This is a genomic window from Salsipaludibacter albus, from assembly GCF_019798055.1.
GTDB classification, from domain to species: Bacteria; Actinomycetota; Nitriliruptoria; order Nitriliruptorales; family Nitriliruptoraceae; genus Salsipaludibacter; species Salsipaludibacter albus.
The window spans coordinates 1-18,048 of record NZ_JAHOPH010000004.1; the positions used below are offsets into that span (position 1 = coordinate 1).

The window sequence follows — 18,048 nt, forward strand, 5'->3', positions numbered from 1 at the left end:
CCTCGGCGGCGGCCTCGGCGCTCTCCACGGCCTCGGCGGCGCGGACGGCGGCACGATCGGCCGCTGCCAGGTCGTCGCGAGCACGGACGGCGGCACGCTGGGCGTCGGTCTCCTCGGCCGCGAGCTCGTCGAGCTCGGCCTGCAGCGCGGCGACCCGCTCCTGCAGCAGTGCGACCTCGGCGTCGGTGATGCCGCCGACCGACGGGATCTGCATGCCCGAGCCGGGGATGTCGCCGATGCCGGGCGACGGTGAGGGCGACGGGGTCGGGTCGGGCTCGTCGCTCCGCGACGGGTCGGGCTCCGGGTCGTCGGTCGGCGTGGGCGGCCGCGACGTCCGGGTCGGCTTCGGCCGGGGCTCGTCCGGCTCGTCGGGCTCGTCGGGCTCGTCGGGCTCGGTCGGATCGTCGGGCTCGGTCGGTTCGGGCGACGGATCGGGGCTGGGGGTCGGCGACGGCGAGGTGGTGGGCTCCGCCGGACCGGGGGAGGCGCTGGCGTCCGTGCCGGGAGCCGCCTGCTCGGCGGCGACCGGCAGCGCAGCGGCGAGCAGGATCGTGGTGGTGACCACGACCGTGGCGATGCGACCGACTCGGACCATGTGTGTGACCTGGGGGCAGCTGCCCGTCGGTGGGACGGGTCCCCGAAGATGCCCCCGCGAGGCGCCACTGTAGCCGTCCGACCGGGAGCATCAACACCACTCTTCGTGGATCTCGCGGTCCCTCGTGGCGCTGGTCGGGCACGCGTCCTGCCGGTCGCGGAAGGTGGTGTGACGGCTATCGTCGCCGCTCTGTCCCGGAGCGCAGGAACCATAGTGGTCGAGTCCCGCACGCTCGCCCGGAGCTATCGGCGTGCCGGGGAGGGCGAGGCTGCGCGCACCTCGCCGCTGGACGCGCGCGTGGCGATCGCCCTGGCCGAGTCCGACGAGGCGATGCGGGCGATCGCGGCGGCCCCGGCGCACGGCCGCCGACCCTCGGCCGTCCTCGCGGCACTGCAGGACCTCGCCCTGGCGGGGCGTGCGCCGGCCCTCGCCTCGGCCCACGCCGACCGCGACGGTGACGCGGCCGCGGTCGCCGCGGTCGCGTTGCTGGTGACGACGCCGGACCTGGTCATGGCCACGGCGGCACGCCGACCGGTCCGCGCCGACGAGACCGGGCGCTGCGCCGTGCTGCACCCCGCGATCGCCGAGGCCGCTGCCCGGGTGGGCGCGTCCACGATCGGGATGGTGGACCTGGACGGTGGGGCCGGGCTGAACCTCACCGTGGACCGGGCGGCCGTGCGCCACGGCGACGGCGGGATGCTCGGGGACCCGTCGTCGGTCCGCCACACCGCCGAGGTGGTCGGCGACCGGAGCGTGCCGTGGCGCGTCCTGCCGGAGGTGGTCACGCGGATCCTCGTGGACCGTGACCCGTTCGACGTGACCGATCCGGACGACACCCGCTGGCTGCGTGCCTGCGTCCCGCCGGACCATCCGGAGCGACGCGCCCGCCTGGACGACGAGCTGGCCCTGGCGGCGTCGGCGCCACCGACCGTGGTGCGCGGTGACGCGGTCGACGTCCTGTCCGAGGTCGTCGCCGACATGCCGTTGGACGCACTGCCGGTCGTCGTCACCACGTGGTCACTCGCCCGGCGTTCCCGCGAGGAGCGGCTCCGGATGATGGAGCACCTCGACGCGTCGGCGACCGACCGGCCCGTGGCCTGGATCACGGTCGAGGGCGTGGGCGTCGCGCCGGCCGTCCCGACCCTGGGTGATCGGCGCGGCTCCGGTCACAGCATCGTCGGGTTGACGATCGTCGAGGCCCAGACCCTGCGCTCGGAGGCCATCGGCCGGTGCTGGTCGCGCGGCCGGTGGATGTCGTGGCTGGCCGACACCCGTGGCGACCGCACCGCAGTCAGTCCTGCGCCAGCTCCTCGGCCAGCATCACGATGATCCCGCTGGGTCCACGGACGTAGGTCAGCCGGTAGACGTCCTGGTAGTTGGCCACCCCACGCAACGGGTGGCACCCGTGCCGGGCGGCGATCTCGAGGGCCGCGTCGAGGTCGTCGACCGAGAAGGCGACCCGGTGCATGCCGATCTCGTTGGGGCGGGTGGGCGTCGTCTCGATCGCGTCGGGGTGGATGTACTCGAAGAGCTCCAACCGACCATGGCCGTCCGGCGTCTGGAGCATCGCCATCGCGACGTGGTTGCCGTCCAGCCCGACGGCGGTGTCGGCCCAGGCACCACGGACCGTGTCGCGGCCGAGCACGGCCAGGCCGAGGTCGGTGAAGAAGGCGATCGCCTCGTCGAGGTCCCGGACCGCGATGGCGACGTTGTCGAGGGTGATGGGCATGCGGGGGAGGCTAGTGGGCGACCTGCCGGGGGACGGGTGGCCCGCGGTGCACGCCAACGCCCCTCGGAAGTCGCAATTGTTCAGCATAATCAGTGTTATCAGGAATTCAGACGGCAACGTGTGGAGCACGTCGTCGTGGTCACCGGTCCCAGCCACTATCGTCATGCCCCGACCAACGACGAGGACTCCCGTGACCGTGACCACGCCCCTCGTCACGCGACGTACGAGACTCGAGACCAGCCTCGTCGTCCTGACCCTCGTCCAGGTCGTGCTCGTCGTCGTGCAGGGCCTGACCGCCGGCCACGTGCTGACCGGCAACCGGACGTTCGTCCTGGCACACGAGATCGTCGGCGCCAACGTCATCGGGTTCGTCTCGATCGCCCAGATCGTCGTCGTCGGCCTGCTGCTGCGTGCCCGGCTGGTCCGACCGTGGCTGCTCGTGCTGGCCGTGGTCGCGTTCGGGCTGGTCGTCGCCCAGGTGTTCCTGGGCTTCGACGGCCGCATGGCGCTGCACGTGCCCAACGCGTTGCTGGTCCTGGTCGCCCAGGGCGTCCTGCTCGTGGGCGGTCGTCGCGACCCACGAACCGACACCGCCTGACGCCGTATGGCCGTCCCAGACAGGAGCACGAGTGCCCGGGCCCGAGCAGCGCTGGTGGACGCTGGCACCCCTGCGTCGTGGTCGCCTGTGGATGGCCCCGGCAGCCGGCATCCTCACCGCCTTCGTCACCGCGGCTGGCGCGCTGGCCGTGGACCGCTGGCTCCTCGACGGCAGCGGGCCACTCCCGCTCTACGACGGCAGCGCCGACACGGCCCGGACCCTGTTGTCGGTCACCGTGACGAGCCTCGCGACGATCATCGCGCTGGTGCTGACCATCGTCACGGTCGTCCTCCAGCTCGCCAGTGACAAGTACTCGCACCGGGCCCTGCGCACCTTCCTGCGGGACACCCAGTCGCACGTGTTCCTGTTCACCGCGGCGGGGACGTTCGCGTACGCGCTGGTCGTCCTGCTGCTGCTGGACCTCACGATCGAGCCCGACAGCGGCCGGGTGGTCGGGATCGCCATCCCGCTGGCGTTCGTGGGTGCGATCCTGTCGCTCGGCGTGTTCGTCCGCTCGGTGGACCACATCGTCCACGCGTCGCGGGGGACCGCGATCATCGCGCGCATCGCCGACGAGTCCCGTCGCCAGGTCGGCCGGGTCCACCCCGAGTCCCACGATGCGGGTGACCCCTCCCCTGCCGCGCCGCCGGAGTCGGATCCCGTCCGCCTGGTGCGAGCACCGGAGCCCGGGGTCGTCGAGGCCGTCGAGGTCGACCCCCTCGCGGCATGGGCCGCCGAGCACGACGCCGTGGTGGTCGTCGCCGTCGGCGTGGGCCGCTTCGTGCCGGGCGGGGCCCCGATGCTGGCCATCCACGGCCTCGATGAGGACGATGACGACGTCGGGGACGGCGCTGAACCGGGTGTTGGGAACCACCGGGTCGCCCGCACGGAGCCGGACGACCGCGCGGGCGACGACGGGCCGGACAACCTCGGGCGCCTCGTCCGGCTCGACGCGGAGGCGACGATCACCGCCGACGTCCGGTTCGGCTTCCGCCTCCTGGTCGACATCGGCGAGAACGCGATCTCGCCCGGGGTCAACGACCCGACGACCGCCGTGCAGTGCATCGACCAGTTGCACGACCTGCTGCTCCTGCTGTCCGGCCGTGCGCTCGGCCAGCCGTGGATCGACGGTCCCGACGGGCAGCCGCGGGTGTACCTGCCCACCCCGGGGTGGGAGGACTACGTGGGCCTGGCCGGGGACGAGTTGCGCCTGTACGGGTCCCGGGACCTGCAGGTCGTGCGCCGGCTCCGGGCGATGTGGCTGGACCTGCTCGACGTCGTGCCGGAGGATCGCCGCCCGGCGGTGCAGGACCAGCTCGAGCGACTCGAGACGGCCGCCGACCGCGACCTGCCACCCGACCTCGCCGACTGGCGCGACGACGACGGGCGCTGACGGCCCTGCGGCGTCCGATCGATGCTTGCCGGCACCGGATCGGCGCGACCACGGGATAGCGTCGGGCCCGATGACTGCCACCACGATCACCGACCGGGCGTCGCGCCTGCGGACGCGACTCGCCCGTGCGTCCGACATCGAGGGCAGCATGCTGGCGATGGGGGCGTTGACGGGGTTGTTGACCGGGCTCCTGGCCTCCGGGTTGATCCTGGGCATCCGGTTGCTGCAGCCACTGCTGTGGGGCGGCGACGTCCTGTGGTGGGAACTGCTCCTCCTGCCCACCGCCGGCGCCTTCGTCGTTGGCCTGCTGGTCACCTACGTGGTCCCGGAGGCGTCCGGTTCGGGCATCGTGCGGACCATGGAGACCCTGGCCGTCCGTGGGGGCAGGTTCCGCCGTCGGGTCCCCCTGGCCGGACTCGCGGCCACCACGGTCGCGCTCTCGGCCGGCGCCTCGGGTGGCCGCGAGGGACCGATCGCCCTGATGGGGGGCGCCACGGGGTCACTGGTCGGCCAGTTGTTCCGGCTCGACGAGGACCGGATGAAGTCCATGGTCGGCGCCGGGGTCGCGGCCGGGATCGGCGCCTCCTTCAACGCCCCGATCGGGGGCATGCTGTTCGCGATCGAACTGATCCTGGGCCGGATGCGTGCCCGGTCGCTGCAGGTCGTCGTCGTGTCCTCGGTCGTGGGGTCGGTGACGGCCCGCCAGCTGGTCGGTTCCGGGGTCACCTTCGACCTGCCCGTCGACTACCAGTTCTCGGACCCGTGGCACCTGCTCGGCTACGCGGTGCTCGGCCTGTCCGCGGCCGGGCTCGGGCTGGCGTTCGTCCGGGGGGAGGCCGCCGCCTTCCGGATGTTCACCTGGCTTCGTCGTCGGCTGTGGCGTCCCCTGACCCTGGCGATCGGCGGTCTCGGGGTCGGGATCATCGCCCTGTTCGTCCCCGAGGTGCTCGGGACCGGTGACGCCCTGCCGCCGATCGAGGGCCTGATCGACCCGGTCCATGCCCTGCTGACCCGTGACCTCGACGTCGGCTGGGCAGCGATCGGGGTGCTGGCCGCCCTCCTGGTGGCGAAGTTCGCGGCGACCATGCTCACGATCGGCTCGGGCTCGGCGGTCGGGACCTTCGCCCCGACCCTGTTCACCGGGGCGGCCCTGGGTGCCATGGTGGGCATCGCGGCGGACACCATCGTGCCGAGCGCCGGCCTCGACCCGCGGGCCTTCGCCCTGGTGGGGATGGCGGCGGGGTTCTCCGCGGCAGCCCGGGCCCCGCTGACCTCCATCATCATCGTGTTCGAGCTGACCGGCGACTACGGGATGGTGCTGCCCCTGATGCTGTCGTGCGGCGTGGCCACGTGGCTGGCCGACCGATGGGAGCCGGACTCGGTCTACACCCACCCGCTCCACGAACGCGGGATCGTTCCGGGCGAGCTGGACGACATCGACGTCCTGCAGGTCGTGACCGCTGGCGAGGCCATGACCCCGGACCATCCGAGCCTGCTCGACGTCCAGCCATGGGAGGAGGTCGTGGACCTGTTCGAGCGGACCGGCAGCCACGGCTTCGCCGTCGTGGACGGGGGCAACCGCCTGGTCGGCGTGGTGACCCGCAGCGACGTCGAGGACGCCGAGCGCCACCCGCTGGTGCGCTCGGGCAGGCGACGGGTGTCCCAGCTGACCGCACTGGACCTGGCCACGCAGCGACCCGTGGCGGTGCATCCCGACGACCCGGTCCACAATGCCGTGCACCGGATGGCCGCGCTGGACATCGGTCGGGTCCCGGTCATCGAACGTCGCTCGCGGCGTCTGGTCGGCATCGTCCGGCGGGGTGACGTCGTCGGTGCCTACCAGCAGGGCCTCAACCGTCACCTGGGCGACCAACAGCGTCGTGCGACCCGCTCGCTGCGCGACCTCGCCGGGGTGTCGTTCGTGGAGGAACGCGTGGCCGAGGGCAGCCTGGCGGACGGCAATCGCGTTCGCGAGGTGGCCTGGCCCGCACGCACCATCGTGACCACGATCCGGCGGGGCGGCGAGGTCGTCATGCCGACCGGCGACACCCGCTTCTCCCCCGGCGACGTGGTGGTCGTGCTGGCCGACAACGCCTCGCGCGGGACGGTGCGCCACCTGCTCACGGTGCCCAGCCGTGACGGCTACGACCCGACCGATCCTGCCCAGCAGGACGGGGTTGCCGATGACGAGGCGACCGTCGAGTGAACGACCGCCCCCGTCGTCACCGCCCACGCCCTCCCGCGAGCGCCCGGTGACCGTCAGGCCGGGGTGTCCAGTCCGAGCGCGACGCGGACGGCCTCCTGGCCGGCATCGACCAGGCGACGGGCCTGGGCCGGCTCGAAGTCCAGGATCTCGCCGATGCCCCTGATCGGCTCCTCGGGGGTGACTGGCACCAGGTCCACGCGACGATGCTTGGTGTCCACGCCGGACGCGACCAGGTCGTTGACGGTCCGTGCGTGGTCGAGGTCGGTCAGGATCGACGAGCGGAAGGTGTGCTCGACGGCCAGCGCCAGGACGTCGCCCAGCGACTGCGGGGGTCGGGGCCGACCGCTGGGCACCGACGACGCGACCACCACCGCGACGTCCGGGTCGTGCTGCAGTGCGGCCGCCAGCGGGGTGTTGGACGCCAGCCCGCCGTCCCAGTACTCCCGCCCGTCGATCTCGGTCGGGCGGAACAGCCCCGGGATCGCGGCCGACGCCAGCAGGTGGTCGACGGTCATCTCGACGACCCGCAACCCGTCCATCGGGCGATCCGGAGGCGGACGGTTGGCGAACCGCACGAGTTCCCCGGTGGCGACGTCCACCGCGGACACGACCAGGGTCACGTCGTCGCGCAGTGGCAGGACCTCGCCCCCGATCGTGTCGACCAGCCGGGCACGCAACGGCCCGAGCTGGAACAGCCAGGTCCACCCGACCAGGTCCAGGAGCCACTCGGTGGTGGTCTGCTCACCCAGCCCGAGCACCCGGCCCGCCAGGGTGCGCGGGTCGGCGAGCAGCCGGCCCGGTCGCAGCAACCGGTGCACGTCCATCCGCGGTCGGTAGACGTCGCGTGTCTGCTGGTCGGTCCACAGCGAGCGGATGCGGTCCGGCGACCAGTCCATGGCGGCCGCCGCGGCCGTCAGCGCGCCGGCGGAGGTCCCGGCCAGCACCTGCGGTCGCAGGCCGGCCTCGTGCACGGCCGCGACCACGCCCGCGTCGAACGCGCCACGGGCACCCCCACCGGACAGCACGAGTGCGAGTCGCCCGTCCCGCAGCTGCGCCCCGCCGGGCGGGGCGTGGTCGTCGGCGCGGGCATCGGCCACGTCAGGTGTCGGTGTCGTGCTCGTCCGGACGCTTGGCGGAGTCCCAGGCACCCACGCGGCGATCGTCGGCGGCGCCGATCAGTCGTCCGGCCTCGGGATCGACGATCAGGGCCTGGATGGCACCGTAGAACTCGACCGTGGGCACCTCGGTGGTCACCTCGTAGCCCATGGCGGTCAGGTCGCTGACCACGTCGCCCGGTGGCGACTGCTCCACCTGCAGCGTGTGCCCCTCCAGGTGGAACCGGGGATCCTCGACGGCCTTGGTGATGTCCTCACCGTGGCCGGCCCACCGGATGATGGTCTGGGCGACCATGTTGGGGATGCGACGACCACCCGGCGATCCGATGCCCATCTTGGGATGGCCATCGCTGGTCAGGATCAGGGGTGACGTGAAGCTGCGGGTGCGCTTGCCCGGGCCGACGGCGTTGACCGACTCGGGGTCGCGGGAGAAGTTCTTGAGCTGGTCGTTGAGCCAGAAGCCGTCCACCATCAGCCCCGAGCCGAAGAAGTTCGACAGGGTGTTGGTGGCCGACACCATGGTGCCCTCGTCGTCGACCACGACGAAGTGGGTCGTGTCGGTCGAGTCGGTGAACAGCGGGACGTCCTCCTCCCACTCCCCCACGTCGGCGAACCCGTCGGGCGGGATGGTCTCCGCCAGCGCCTCGGCGTGGCGTTGGTCGGTGAACGCGTCGACGTCCACCTCCTCCATCGTCGGGTCGCCGATGTACTGGATCCGCTGGCTGTTGGCCACGCGCCACGCCTGGGAGATCTCGTGGTAGCCCTCGGTCGACTGGACCTCGACGTCGTCGACGCCCTCGGCCTCGGCGATCTCGAGCATCTGGATGACCGTCGGGCTGCCGGTCGGCGCGCCGGCTCCCACCAGGCCGTAGTCGGCGTACGTCCCGGTGGACGGCTCCAGCCGCAGGGGCTCGTAGGCCGCGAAGTCCTCCATCGACAGGCCGCTGACCTCGTCGGTGATGTCGGTGGCCAGCTGTCCCTCGTAGAAGGCGGACGGACCCTCGTCCTGGATGCGGCGCAGCGACTCGGCGTACTGGGGCTGGTACACGGTCTCGCCGACCTCGACGACGCTGCCGTTGGGGAAGAAGCCCGGGATGAGGTGGGTCGGCATCCGGTAGGTCGCCGCGAGCAGCCGCTCGCGCAGGTACTCCCCCACGACCAGGCCGTCCTCGGCCTCGCGGGCAGCCGGCTCGATCAGGCTGGCCATCGACACCGTGCCCCAGTCGTCATGGAGCATCTGCATGCCGGCGACGAACCCCGGGACCCCGATGTTGGACGACGGGATCTCGCCACTGAGCGGCGCGGTCTCGCGGTAGTCGTAGGCGACCGGGTCGCCCTCCCACGGGTGGACGACCATGGCGCCGCCACCCCCGATGCCCGACCCGAACGGCTCCACGACACCCAGGACGTAGGACACGGCGATCGCGGCGTCGACGGCGTTTCCGCCTGCCTCGAGGACCTGCATCCCGACGTCGACCGCGATGGGGTGGCCGGCCGCGACGCCGTAGTCGCCCAGGTCGTAGGGCTCGGCCGGCGGGAGGTCCGACGCCGTCGCCGACGGGTCGATCGAGGGCGCCGGTGCGGGATCCGACGTGGGAGCGGCCTCCGCGTCGTCCGTGGGCGCGGGGGCGTCCGGGACGAACTCGATGGGGTCGCGGGCGTCCGGGTCGACGGTGGGCGCGACCTGCTGGGCCTCCACGACCTGCTGGCCGAGGAAGACGGCCTGCTCCTGGGCCAGGCGTGGGCGCTCGAGGACCCACACGCCGAGCATGCCGACCGCCACGACGACGGCCAGCACGGCGTTGATCCAACGGTTGGTCACGACTGCTCCTCCTCGAGCATCGCGGACTGGTCGAACTCTGCGACCAGGACGTCTCCCTCGCGCTGCCACGGCAGGCTGCTGCCCGCGGTCACACGCTGGAAGATCCGCGCACGACGGTATGCCCCCGACAGTCCCTCCACCACGCGCGGGGTCGCCTCCTCGATGTAGATCGGCACGATCTCCACCATGGCCGAGCCGTCCTCGTCCAGTCCGTAGCGGGCGATGAACGACTCACGGGTGCGCGACCACCCCTGGTCGAAGACGAAGTTGCCCAGGCTGTAGAACACCAGGGTGTCCCCGACGACGTCGACGGTGAGGGCCACGTGCGGGTGGTGGCCGGCGATGACGTCGGCACCGGCGGCCGAGGCGGCCTCGACCAGTTCGCGCTGGCGCGCACTCGGGCCGTTGTCGTACTCCTCGCCGAAGTGCATGTTGACGATCACCAGGTCCGCGTTGGCGTCGGCCTCCACGATCATCGGCAGCATCGTGTCCTCGGAGGCGTCGAGGACACCGCCCTGGAACGCGCGGGCGATGAAGCCGTTGACGAAGACGTCGGTGAACGACAGCGTGGCGACCGTGAAGTCGCCGAACTCCTGGTAGTCGATCGTCTTGGCCTCGTCGAGGTCGCGGCCACCTCCCGCGTGGTGCAGCCCGGCCCCCTCGACCGCCTCGATCGTGGCGCTCAGGCCCGGGATGCCGTGGTCCATCGCGTGGTTGTTGGCCAGGCTCACGGTGGTGAAGCCGGCGTCGACCATCGCCTCGGTCGACGCCGTCGGACTCTGCAGGAAGATCAGCTTGTCGGCCTCGGGGAGGTCCGGGTCGTCGGACACGACGGTCTCGAGGTTGCCGCTGACGTAGTCGCCGGCCAGCAGTGGCTGGACGTTGCGGAACAACGGCTCGTAGCCCCGCCGCTCGACGATCTCGCCGACGCCGCGGGCGAACATCATGTCCCCGACCATCGTGGCGGTGAACAGCTCGTCGGGACGCTCCGGGTCCAGCACCGTCAGGGACGCCGGGTTGACGGGATCCGCCGTCGCCGTGCGGGTCAGCCCACCGACCAGCACCAGGGCGAGCGTCACGATCGCGGCCACGGTGGCGTGGTGGTTGGCGTGACGCCGCTCCTCACGCAGACGTCGCTGGAGCTGCCCACGGCGGTCGACCGGGGGCGTGACGGGTTCGAACAGCTCGGCGCTCACCCGAAGGCCAGGCCCACGGCGAACACCAGCAGGAAGGTCAGTCCCGACAGCAGCAGGGTCGAGGTGATCGTGTAGACCACGCCCTGGCGGGCGATCGCGTTCGCGATCAGGCCGGGGACGATGACACCGATGCCGCGGAACTCGTAGACCTCGAACGGCAGCGCCGGATACAGCCGGTCGAACACCAGCTTGCACAGCACGCCCACGATCATCATGGCGAGGAAGCGTCGTCGTCCGAAGAGGATGACGTAGCGGGACACGCCCTTCTCGACCACGAGGAAGGTGATGAAGCTGATCATGAGGATGAAGGCGACGAAGATCACCTGGTCCAGCACGAGCGCGAGGTAGCCCGGGACCACCAGGCCGGCGGGGATGACCCCGGTGCGCTCGGCGTACACCAGGCTGACGGCGACCCCGATCAGCAGCGACAGGTACAGCTCGGTCCCGAACATCAGTGCGCTCCCTCGGGTTGCTGCCCGATCGCCAGTGCTTGCAGGGCCGCCAGGATCTCGACGCCCCCGCCGTGCAGGTTCCCGACCCCCAGCACCACCCGGTCGACCAGCTTGCCCTGGAGGGTCTCGACGACCTGGTCGGCCGGCTGGTCGGTCAGGTCGTGGAACTCCCGGACGTCCAGGTCGCCGCTCTTCACGGCCCGGGTGATCGCCCTGGTCGCCGACCCCGTGACCAGCAGGGTGTCGATCGGCAGCCGTGGCAGGACGTCCTCGGCGAACAGCGTGGTCCGCTCGATCCGGTCGTCGCGACAGTTCATGATGACCACGAGGTCCTCGCCCGGGTAGCCCAGGCTGCGGACGTGGTCCCAGACCCCCAGGGTCGACACGGGGTCGTTGGCCGGGAAGGCGTTGACCAGCAGGGCCGGGTCCCACGGGTCACCGATGGGCAGCAGCCGGGTCGCGAACGGGTCGGGCGGCGCCCAGCGCATCCCCTCCAGGGCGATGTCGTCGGGGATGCCGAGCCATCGCGTGACCTCGTAGACCTGGGCGAGGTGGTCCGGGAACACGAGGTGGTCGAACCCGCGGAGCTGGTCACGGGGGATCCGGTTGGGGTTGGCGACCAGCAGGGCCGCGTCCTTGCGCAGCGCCGCCTCGCGGAACGTCGGCAGGTGGCGACTGTGGGTCACGACCACGACACCGCCACGTGGGATCGAGTCCGCGAAGACCTCGGCCACGTCGTCGGCCGTGGGGCCCATCTGTTCGAGGTGGTCCTCCAGGGCGTTGGTGATGACCAGGACGTTCACGTCGACCAGGTCGCGGTGGAAGATCCGCTGGTACTCCGGGTTGACCGCCATGCACTCGGCCACCACGGCGGTGGCGCCCTCGTCGGCGGCGCGGGCCATGATCGCGCGCTGCTCACCGATGTTGGGGCCCTCCGGCCGGCGGACGACGTCTTCTTCGTCGCCGGACCAGCCGAACACCAGCCGCGCCTCGGTCCCGGTCGTCTTGCCGAGGGTGCGCACGCCGCCAGCCGCCAGTGCGCCGGTCAGCAGCCGCGTGACGGTCGACTTGCCCCGGCTGCCGTTGACGCTGATGCGCAGGGGAAGGCGGCGCAGGCGGCGGCGATGCTGGATCCCCTCGCGCATCCCCAGTGCCAGCATGATCAACGCCACCACCACACCCACCACGAGGGTGGCGTCGTCGATGGTCAGATCAGGCATGCGGGCAACACTTCGCTCGTCCGGGAACGGCCTTCCAAACGGGGTGTCGCCCACGCGAGGGGGCGGAAGGTGGGGATGAAGGCCGCAGATGAGCGTACCCACCGGGCCACCGCCCCGGCCAGACGAACCGCGTCCGTCCGGCGGGTCCCACACCCCCGCGTCAGGCTTCGGGTTCCTCGCCAGCAGCAAGGCGGATCTGGCCCCGCCCACGAAACCCGGCTGCTTCGGACCTCGGCACCATCGGGCGGGGTTTCAGACCGCGCGCGAGCGGCATTCGGTGTGACGGCGAAACGCCTCGCGTCAGCCCTCGGGGTCCTCGCCCGCGGCAAGGCGGTCTGCGTACTCGTTCCAGCGGTGGCCGACGTGGGCCTTGATCCAGCGGACCTCGAGCTCGGGTCGGGCCTGGAGCAGCTCGTACAGCTCGCGGACGAGGTCGAGGTTCTCCACGGGACCGCGCTTGCGACGCCAGCCTCGGGCCTTCCACCCGGCCGCCCACTCGTTGACCGTGCGCACGGCGAGGTTGGAGTCCGACCAGAGGACGGCCGACTCGCCGACCGGGACCAGTCCCACGCCGCCGATCAGTGCCTGCAGTTCCATGCGGTTGTTGGTGGTGTCGGGGTCCCGGCCACTCGCCCGGTCCACGACCTGGTCGTCGACCACGCGCACGGCCCCCCAGCCACCGGGACCGGGGTTGGGCGTCGCCGAGCCATCGGTGAACACCCCGTCGGTGAGCTGGTCGGCATCCCGGACCTGGGAGCGGGATCCGCCGGAGCGCCGCGAGCCACCCGAACGGGCGCGATGGCAGTCCCGGCAGTCCTTGGGGATCCAGCCGTCGAAGCGCGCCACCAACCCGGGATCGGGCGTGAAGGTGGTGCCACAGGTGCGACAGGTGACCGGATCGGTCATCGAGTCGCGAGGAGGATCGACACGCGTGGCAGGGCCCGGACGCGCCGGGATGCCGGCGACGGTGCGCCGAGGATCACAGGCGGCGTTCGGATCCCGACAGCACGGGACCGAAACGGTCCCGGGTGTAGCGACCGGGCTGGCCACGGTCGATCAGGAATTCCACCTCGGATGCGTCGAGGTCGAATCCCACGACCAACTCGCAGGTGTCGCAGCGATACTTCCCCATGCCCTCGAAGGTCGCGACGAGATGCTGTGAGCCATCACAGCGCGTGCACTCGCGCGTGTCGGGTGGGGTGGTCGGGGCGGCGGTGGGAGTCGTCGTGTCCATGTGGGCCACCGTACCCCAACGTCCTCGGACGCCGGGGCAACCTGTGCCCCCGCCGGGGAGACAACCTGCGTCGGCTCCACACAGGGTGCCCGGGGTCGTGGCACGAGCGGCATATCCTGCCCCCATGGACATTCTTCGACTCCACGACGACATGGACGCCCGGGGCGCCACCTCACTGGTGGTCGGCCTCGACGGCTGGACCGACGCCGGGGCGGCCGGGACCACCGCGGCCGAGCACCTGGTCTCGGACCACCCGTCCCAGCACCTCGGAGACGCGCGCCCCGACGCGGTCTTCGACTTCCGCGACCGCCGCCCGATGGTGCCCATCGACGCGGGCCACTTCGGGGAGGTCACCTGGCCGACGATCGACCTGTACCGGGTCGACGTCACCGACGAGCGCTCGATCCTGGTGCTGACCGGTGCCGAGCCCGACTTCGCCTGGCAGGCGCTCGGGGACGACCTCGCCGAACTGACCCGGGCGATCGGCCTCAGTGACTACGTCGGCCTGGGCTCCGTGCCGGGGCCGGTCCCCCACACCCGGCCCGTGCGGGTCACGACGACCTCCAACGACGAGTCGCTGCTGGTCAGGTTCGGTCGGGCCCACGAGAAGATGGTCGTGCCGGGCTCGGCGCAGGTGACCCTGGAGGTCGCACTGGGCGACCTGGGCCTGCGCACCCTCGGCATGTGGGCGCGCATCCCCCACTACGTCGCCGGTGACTACCCCGCCGCCGCAGCCATGCTCCTGCGCCGGCTGGGCGAGCACCTCGACTTCACCCCCCGGCTCGACGAGCTCGAGGAGGAGGCGGTCGGCCACGCCGAGCGCCTCGCCGAGGCCGCCGCGGAGTCGGGCGAGGTGTCGGCCCACATCAGCGCCCTCGAGGGTGCCTACGACGCTGACGTCGCCGAGGACTCGGGCCTCGAGGGCCCCCTGCCCACCGGTGACCAGATCGCCGAGGAGCTCGAACGCTTCCTCCGCAACCGCGGATAGTCACGGACGGGCACCCGCTGCGGAAATCATGTCCGTGGGCGGCGGGAAGGACCGGGGCGAACCGGCCCGCTTCGCCTCGTCCCACCTCCCCCGCATCGGGTGGGCGAGGACGAGCCAACAGCGCTCGTCCTCGCCTCCATCCTCGCTCGCAACGGACGTCCCACTCCTGCAGTCGAGTGTGCGCCCTGCTCCAGCGCGTTGGAGGGATCAGCACACTCGACGTGGCTGGAGGCAGCGCCGACCGCTGTCTGGTCGGCCCTGCCCACGCGGTGCGGGGGACGCCGGTGCAGGCGAAGGACGCCGGCTCGTCCGGGTCCTTCAAGCCCTGACCGGGACCGCCATCCGCACCGCGTGCTGACCTCGTTCCCGACCTGGCTGGAGGCAGCGCCGACCGCTGTTGGGTCGGCCCTGCCCACGCGGTGCGGGGGACGCCGGTGCAGGCGAAGGACGCCGGCTCGTCCGGGTCCTTCAAGCCGTGACCGGGACCACCGTCCGCACCGTGTGCTCATTCAGAGCCGGAAGTCCATGTCGGCCTCGACGGTGGCGACGTCCATCTGGGCCTTCTGGAGTTGGCCCGACCAGTCCCAGTTGGTGGACTGCCAGCGAGTGACCTGGTCCAGCACCCAGATCCCGGACTGGCGCGCGCCGTTGCCGGACTTGCCGTTGCCGCCGAAGGGCAGGTGCGCCTCGGCCCCCGACGTCGAGTTGTTGATCGACAGCATCCCCGCCGACACCTGCTCGCGGAAGCTGAACGCCGTCGCGGGGTCGGTGGTGTAGATCGACGACGACAGTCCGTAGCCATGGCCGTTGGCCAGCTCGACCGCGTCGTCGAAGTCGACCGCGGTGGTCACGGGCACGATCGGACCGAAGGTCTCGTTGCGGTACAGCGCGTCGTCGCGGGTCACGCCGCTGACGATCGTCGGGTGGTCGAAGATCCCGATCGTCGGGTCCCCCACGAATCCCTCGCGCGGGTTGTCCGCGGTGATCCGGCCGACCCCGGTCGAGCCGGCGACCGTGTGGTGGTCCTCGATCTCCTGCAGCCACTTCTCGAAGTTGACCGCGAACCGCTCGGAGATCATCGGCCCGTACAGGACGTCCTGGGTCGGGTCCCCGATCGCCGCGGACTCGACCGCCGCGGTGAAGCGTGACAGGAACTCGTCGGCGATCTGCTCGTGCAGCACCAGGATGCCCAACGACGTGCAGCGCTGGCCCGCCGTGCCGAAGCCCGAGAACAGCGCGCCCTCGACCGCCAGGTCGAGGTCGGCGTCGGGCATGACGACGAGCGGGTTCTTGCCACCCAGCTCGAGTGTCGGGCTGACCAGGTGGCGTCCGCACAGCTCGGCGATGCGGCGACCGACCGTGGACGACCCGGTGAAGCCGACCTTGTGGAGCGAGCCTGCCTCCAGGGCCTGCTCGAGCCCGTCCGAGGTGGCCGGGCCGTCGGCCAGGACCATCTGGAACACCGACGGCGGGATGCCCGCCGCGTGGACCAGCCGGGTGAAGGCCTCCGCGATCGCCGGCGTGTACTCGGCGGGCTTCCACACCACGGCGTTGCCGGCGACCAGCGCGGGGACGACGTACCACGACGGGACCGCGACCGGGAAGTTGCCCGCGGTGACGATGGCCATCGTCCCGACCGGCACCCGGTAGGTCGACAGGTGCTTGGCCGGCATCTCCGACGGCACCGTCTGGCCGTACAGCCGCCGCCCCTCCGAGGCGAAGAAGATGCAGGTGTCGATCGCCTCCTGCACCTCGCCCAGCGACTCGGGCAGGGGCTTGCCGATCTCCCGGGTCACCAGTTCCGCCAGCGCCTGCTTGTTGTCCTCGAACAGGACCCCCAGGCGGTGGATGGCGACGCCGCGGATCGGGGCGGGCACGGCGGCCCACTCGCGCTGGGCGGTGGCGGCGTCTGCGGCGGCGCCGGCGAAGGCGGCCCCGTCGACCAGCGACGCCTCGCCCAGCACGTCGTCCAGGTTCGCCGGGTTGGCGGCGGTGAGCGTGGTGGGGCCAGTCTGGGCCTCGCCGTTGATGATCGAGGTGAACATGTCGGACTCCGGAGCGGATCGGGCAGGTGGGGAGGTCGGTGGCCGGGCGTGCCCGGCAGTGGTGTCGCGGTGCCGTTCAGGCAGTGGCCACGAGGGCACGCTGGACGGCGTCCAGGGCGAGGTCGATCTCGGCGGGCGTGATCGTCAGGGCAGGACGGAACCGGATGGACCGGGTGCCGCAGCCCAGGACGATGACCCGCTCGTGGGCGTACAGGTGCGAGACGACGGCGTCGCGCCGGTCACGGTCCGGCAGGTCGAAGGCACAGAACAGGCCACGGCCACGGGCGTTGGACACCGACGGGTGGTCGTCTGCGAGCTCGCGCAGGCCGATCAACAGGTGCTCGCCCACCTTCGCGGCGTTGTCGACCAGGCTGTCGCGCTCGATCACGTCGAAGATCGTGGTCGCGCGCGCGATGTCGGTCAGGTTGCCACCGAAGGTCGAGTTGATCCGGCTCGAGACCGTGAAGACGTTGTCGTCGAGGTCGTCGACGTGACGTCCGCCCATCACGCCGCACACGTGGGTCTTCTTGCCGAACGCGACCAGGTCCGGCTCCAGCCCGAGCTGGGTGTGCACCCAGGGGCTGCCGGTGATGCCGACGCCGGTCTGCACCTCGTCGAGGATGAACAGGCTGTCGTGGGCGTGGCAGAGCTCCTGCACACCCTGCAGGTAGGTCGCGGAGAGGTGCCGGTCGCCCCCCTCGCCCTGGATCGGCTCGGCGATGAACGCGGCGATGTCGTGGCCACGCTGCTCGAAGAGCTCGGTGACGGCGGCCAGCGCCGCGACCGTGGCGGCCTCGTTGGCGTCGGCGTTGGCCTCCAGGGGGAACGACAGCGCGGGAGTCGGCAGGCGTGGCCAATCGAACTTCGGGAACCGGGCAACCTTGGCCGGGTCGGTGTTGGTCAGGCTCATCGTGTAGCCGGACCGTCCGTGGAAGGCGCCCTGGAGGTGGGCGATGACGCCCGGGCCGTCCCCGCGACCGGCCGCCTCGCTGCGTCGCGAGTGGTGGTCGAACGCGGCCTTGAGCGTGTTCTCGACGGCCAGCGCGCCGCCCTCGATCAGGAACAGGTGGGGCAGCTCGTCGATGCCCAGCACGCGCTCGAACGAGGTGACGAAGTCGGCGAGCACGTCGCTGTAGACGTCGCTGTTGGACGGCTTGTTGATGGCGGCTCGCAGGAGTCGCTCGCGCACGTCGTCGTCGGCGAAGACGGGGTGGTTCATCCCCAGTGCGTTGGACGCGAAGAACGAGAACATGTCCAGCCACGAGCGGCCGTCGCGTTGGTCGACCAGGTGTGCGCCGGAACTGCGATCCAGGTCCAGCACGAGGTCGAAGCCGTCGACGAGGAGGTGTCCTCGGAGGGTGTCCAGCACGTCTGCGGGCGCGCCACGGGTCATGGGGGCTCCTTGCCGATCGGTCCGTCGACATCGGCCCGCGCCGTCGCTGCCGGCACGGAGGG

Annotated in this window: 15 protein-coding genes and 1 pseudogene; 5 read left to right on the plus strand and 11 right to left on the minus strand. The window is 71.7% G+C overall.

Features of this window, described 5'->3' with window-relative positions; translation table 11 throughout:
• A pseudogene (locus KR546_RS03800) lies at window positions 1-595 on the minus strand (hypothetical protein); the annotation flags it as partial.
• Window positions 596-808: 213 nt separating this feature from the next.
• Between KR546_RS03800 and KR546_RS03805 the strand changes: the two are divergent.
• The gene (locus KR546_RS03805; protein WP_238443375.1) at window positions 809-1,924 is read left to right on the plus strand and encodes a DUF2332 domain-containing protein; all 1,116 of its coding nucleotides are present in this window, start codon (window positions 809-811) and stop codon (window positions 1,922-1,924) included.
• On the opposite strand, the gene KR546_RS03810 is transcribed toward KR546_RS03805, so the two are convergent.
• Window positions 1,887-2,324: a VOC family protein gene (locus KR546_RS03810; protein ID WP_238443376.1), complete on the minus strand. Its 438-nt coding sequence runs from the start codon at window positions 2,322-2,324 to the stop codon at window positions 1,887-1,889. The two genes, KR546_RS03805 and KR546_RS03810, sit on opposite strands and share 38 nt — an antisense overlap.
• Before the next feature lie 196 nt (window positions 2,325-2,520).
• Here KR546_RS03810 and KR546_RS03815 point away from each other — a divergent pair, with 196 nt between their 5' ends.
• The 3 genes from KR546_RS03815 to KR546_RS03825 all read left to right on the plus strand — a co-directional run bounded on the left by KR546_RS03815 (window position 2,521) and on the right by KR546_RS03825 (window position 6,521).
• Complete coding sequence (locus KR546_RS03815) at window positions 2,521-2,922, plus strand: hypothetical protein (RefSeq protein WP_238443377.1); 402 nt, start codon at window positions 2,521-2,523, stop codon at window positions 2,920-2,922.
• 31 nt (window positions 2,923-2,953) lie between these two features.
• Window positions 2,954-4,315 (plus strand): DUF2254 domain-containing protein, encoded by a 1,362-nt coding sequence (locus KR546_RS03820; RefSeq protein ID WP_238443378.1) that lies wholly within the window; start codon window positions 2,954-2,956, stop codon window positions 4,313-4,315.
• 70 nt (window positions 4,316-4,385) lie between these two features.
• Window positions 4,386-6,521, plus strand: coding sequence for a chloride channel protein (locus KR546_RS03825; protein ID WP_238443379.1), 2,136 nt, complete (start codon window positions 4,386-4,388; stop codon window positions 6,519-6,521).
• Window positions 6,522-6,574: 53 nt separating this feature from the next.
• On the opposite strand, the gene KR546_RS03830 is transcribed toward KR546_RS03825, so the two are convergent.
• From KR546_RS03830 to KR546_RS03860, 7 genes are all read right to left on the minus strand, one after another.
• Window positions 6,575-7,618, minus strand: coding sequence for a patatin-like phospholipase family protein (locus tag KR546_RS03830; RefSeq protein ID WP_238443380.1), 1,044 nt, complete (start codon window positions 7,616-7,618; stop codon window positions 6,575-6,577).
• A 1-nt stretch (window position 7,619) separates the two neighbouring features.
• Window positions 7,620-9,458 (minus strand): gamma-glutamyltransferase family protein, encoded by a 1,839-nt coding sequence (locus KR546_RS03835; protein WP_238443381.1) that lies wholly within the window; start codon window positions 9,456-9,458, stop codon window positions 7,620-7,622.
• Window positions 9,455-10,654, minus strand: a complete 1,200-nt coding sequence (locus tag KR546_RS03840) for a CapA family protein (RefSeq protein ID WP_238443382.1) — start codon at window positions 10,652-10,654, stop codon at window positions 9,455-9,457. Before KR546_RS03840 ends, KR546_RS03835 begins: the two co-directional genes overlap by 4 nt.
• Window positions 10,651-11,106, minus strand: coding sequence for a poly-gamma-glutamate biosynthesis protein PgsC (gene pgsC, locus KR546_RS03845; RefSeq protein ID WP_238443383.1), 456 nt, complete (start codon window positions 11,104-11,106; stop codon window positions 10,651-10,653). Before pgsC ends, KR546_RS03840 begins: the two co-directional genes overlap by 4 nt.
• Complete coding sequence (pgsB, locus tag KR546_RS03850) at window positions 11,106-12,326, minus strand: poly-gamma-glutamate synthase PgsB (protein WP_238443384.1); 1,221 nt, start codon at window positions 12,324-12,326, stop codon at window positions 11,106-11,108. Before pgsB ends, pgsC begins: the two co-directional genes overlap by 1 nt.
• A 300-nt stretch (window positions 12,327-12,626) precedes the next feature.
• Window positions 12,627-13,232, minus strand: coding sequence for a ribonuclease H family protein (locus KR546_RS03855; RefSeq protein WP_238443385.1), 606 nt, complete (start codon window positions 13,230-13,232; stop codon window positions 12,627-12,629).
• Between the two features lie 73 nt (window positions 13,233-13,305).
• Window positions 13,306-13,560, minus strand: coding sequence for a hypothetical protein (locus KR546_RS03860; RefSeq protein WP_238443386.1), 255 nt, complete (start codon window positions 13,558-13,560; stop codon window positions 13,306-13,308).
• A gap of 124 nt (window positions 13,561-13,684) precedes the next feature.
• Here KR546_RS03860 and KR546_RS03865 point away from each other — a divergent pair, with 124 nt between their 5' ends.
• On the plus strand, window positions 13,685-14,548 hold the full coding sequence (locus KR546_RS03865; protein ID WP_238443387.1) for a PAC2 family protein: 864 nt from the start codon (window positions 13,685-13,687) through the stop codon (window positions 14,546-14,548).
• Between the two features lie 509 nt (window positions 14,549-15,057).
• On the opposite strand, the gene KR546_RS03870 is transcribed toward KR546_RS03865, so the two are convergent.
• Entirely contained in the window at window positions 15,058-16,593 is a 1,536-nt protein-coding gene (locus KR546_RS03870; RefSeq protein ID WP_238443388.1) for an aldehyde dehydrogenase family protein, read from the minus strand.
• A gap of 76 nt (window positions 16,594-16,669) precedes the next feature.
• The gene (gene lat / locus KR546_RS03875) at window positions 16,670-17,986 is read right to left on the minus strand and encodes an L-lysine 6-transaminase (protein WP_238443389.1); all 1,317 of its coding nucleotides are present in this window, start codon (window positions 17,984-17,986) and stop codon (window positions 16,670-16,672) included.
• Between the last annotated feature and the right edge of the window lie 62 nt (window positions 17,987-18,048).

Coding starts and splice junctions, on each gene's coding strand:
- KR546_RS03810 (WP_238443376.1), bottom strand. CDS start 2,324: ATGCCCATCACCCTCGACAACGTCGCCATCGCGGTCCGGGACCTCGAC.
- KR546_RS03825 (WP_238443379.1), top strand. CDS start 4,386: ATGACTGCCACCACGATCACCGACCGGGCGTCGCGCCTGCGGACGCGA.
- pgsC (WP_238443383.1), bottom strand. CDS start 11,106: ATGTTCGGGACCGAGCTGTACCTGTCGCTGCTGATCGGGGTCGCCGTC.
- pgsB (WP_238443384.1), bottom strand. CDS start 12,326: ATGCCTGATCTGACCATCGACGACGCCACCCTCGTGGTGGGTGTGGTG.
- KR546_RS03855 (WP_238443385.1), bottom strand. CDS start 13,232: ATGACCGATCCGGTCACCTGTCGCACCTGTGGCACCACCTTCACGCCC.
- KR546_RS03860 (WP_238443386.1), bottom strand. CDS start 13,560: ATGGACACGACGACTCCCACCGCCGCCCCGACCACCCCACCCGACACG.
- KR546_RS03865 (WP_238443387.1), top strand. CDS start 13,685: ATGGACATTCTTCGACTCCACGACGACATGGACGCCCGGGGCGCCACC.
- KR546_RS03870 (WP_238443388.1), bottom strand. CDS start 16,593: ATGTTCACCTCGATCATCAACGGCGAGGCCCAGACTGGCCCCACCACG.
- lat (WP_238443389.1), bottom strand. CDS start 17,986: ATGACCCGTGGCGCGCCCGCAGACGTGCTGGACACCCTCCGAGGACAC.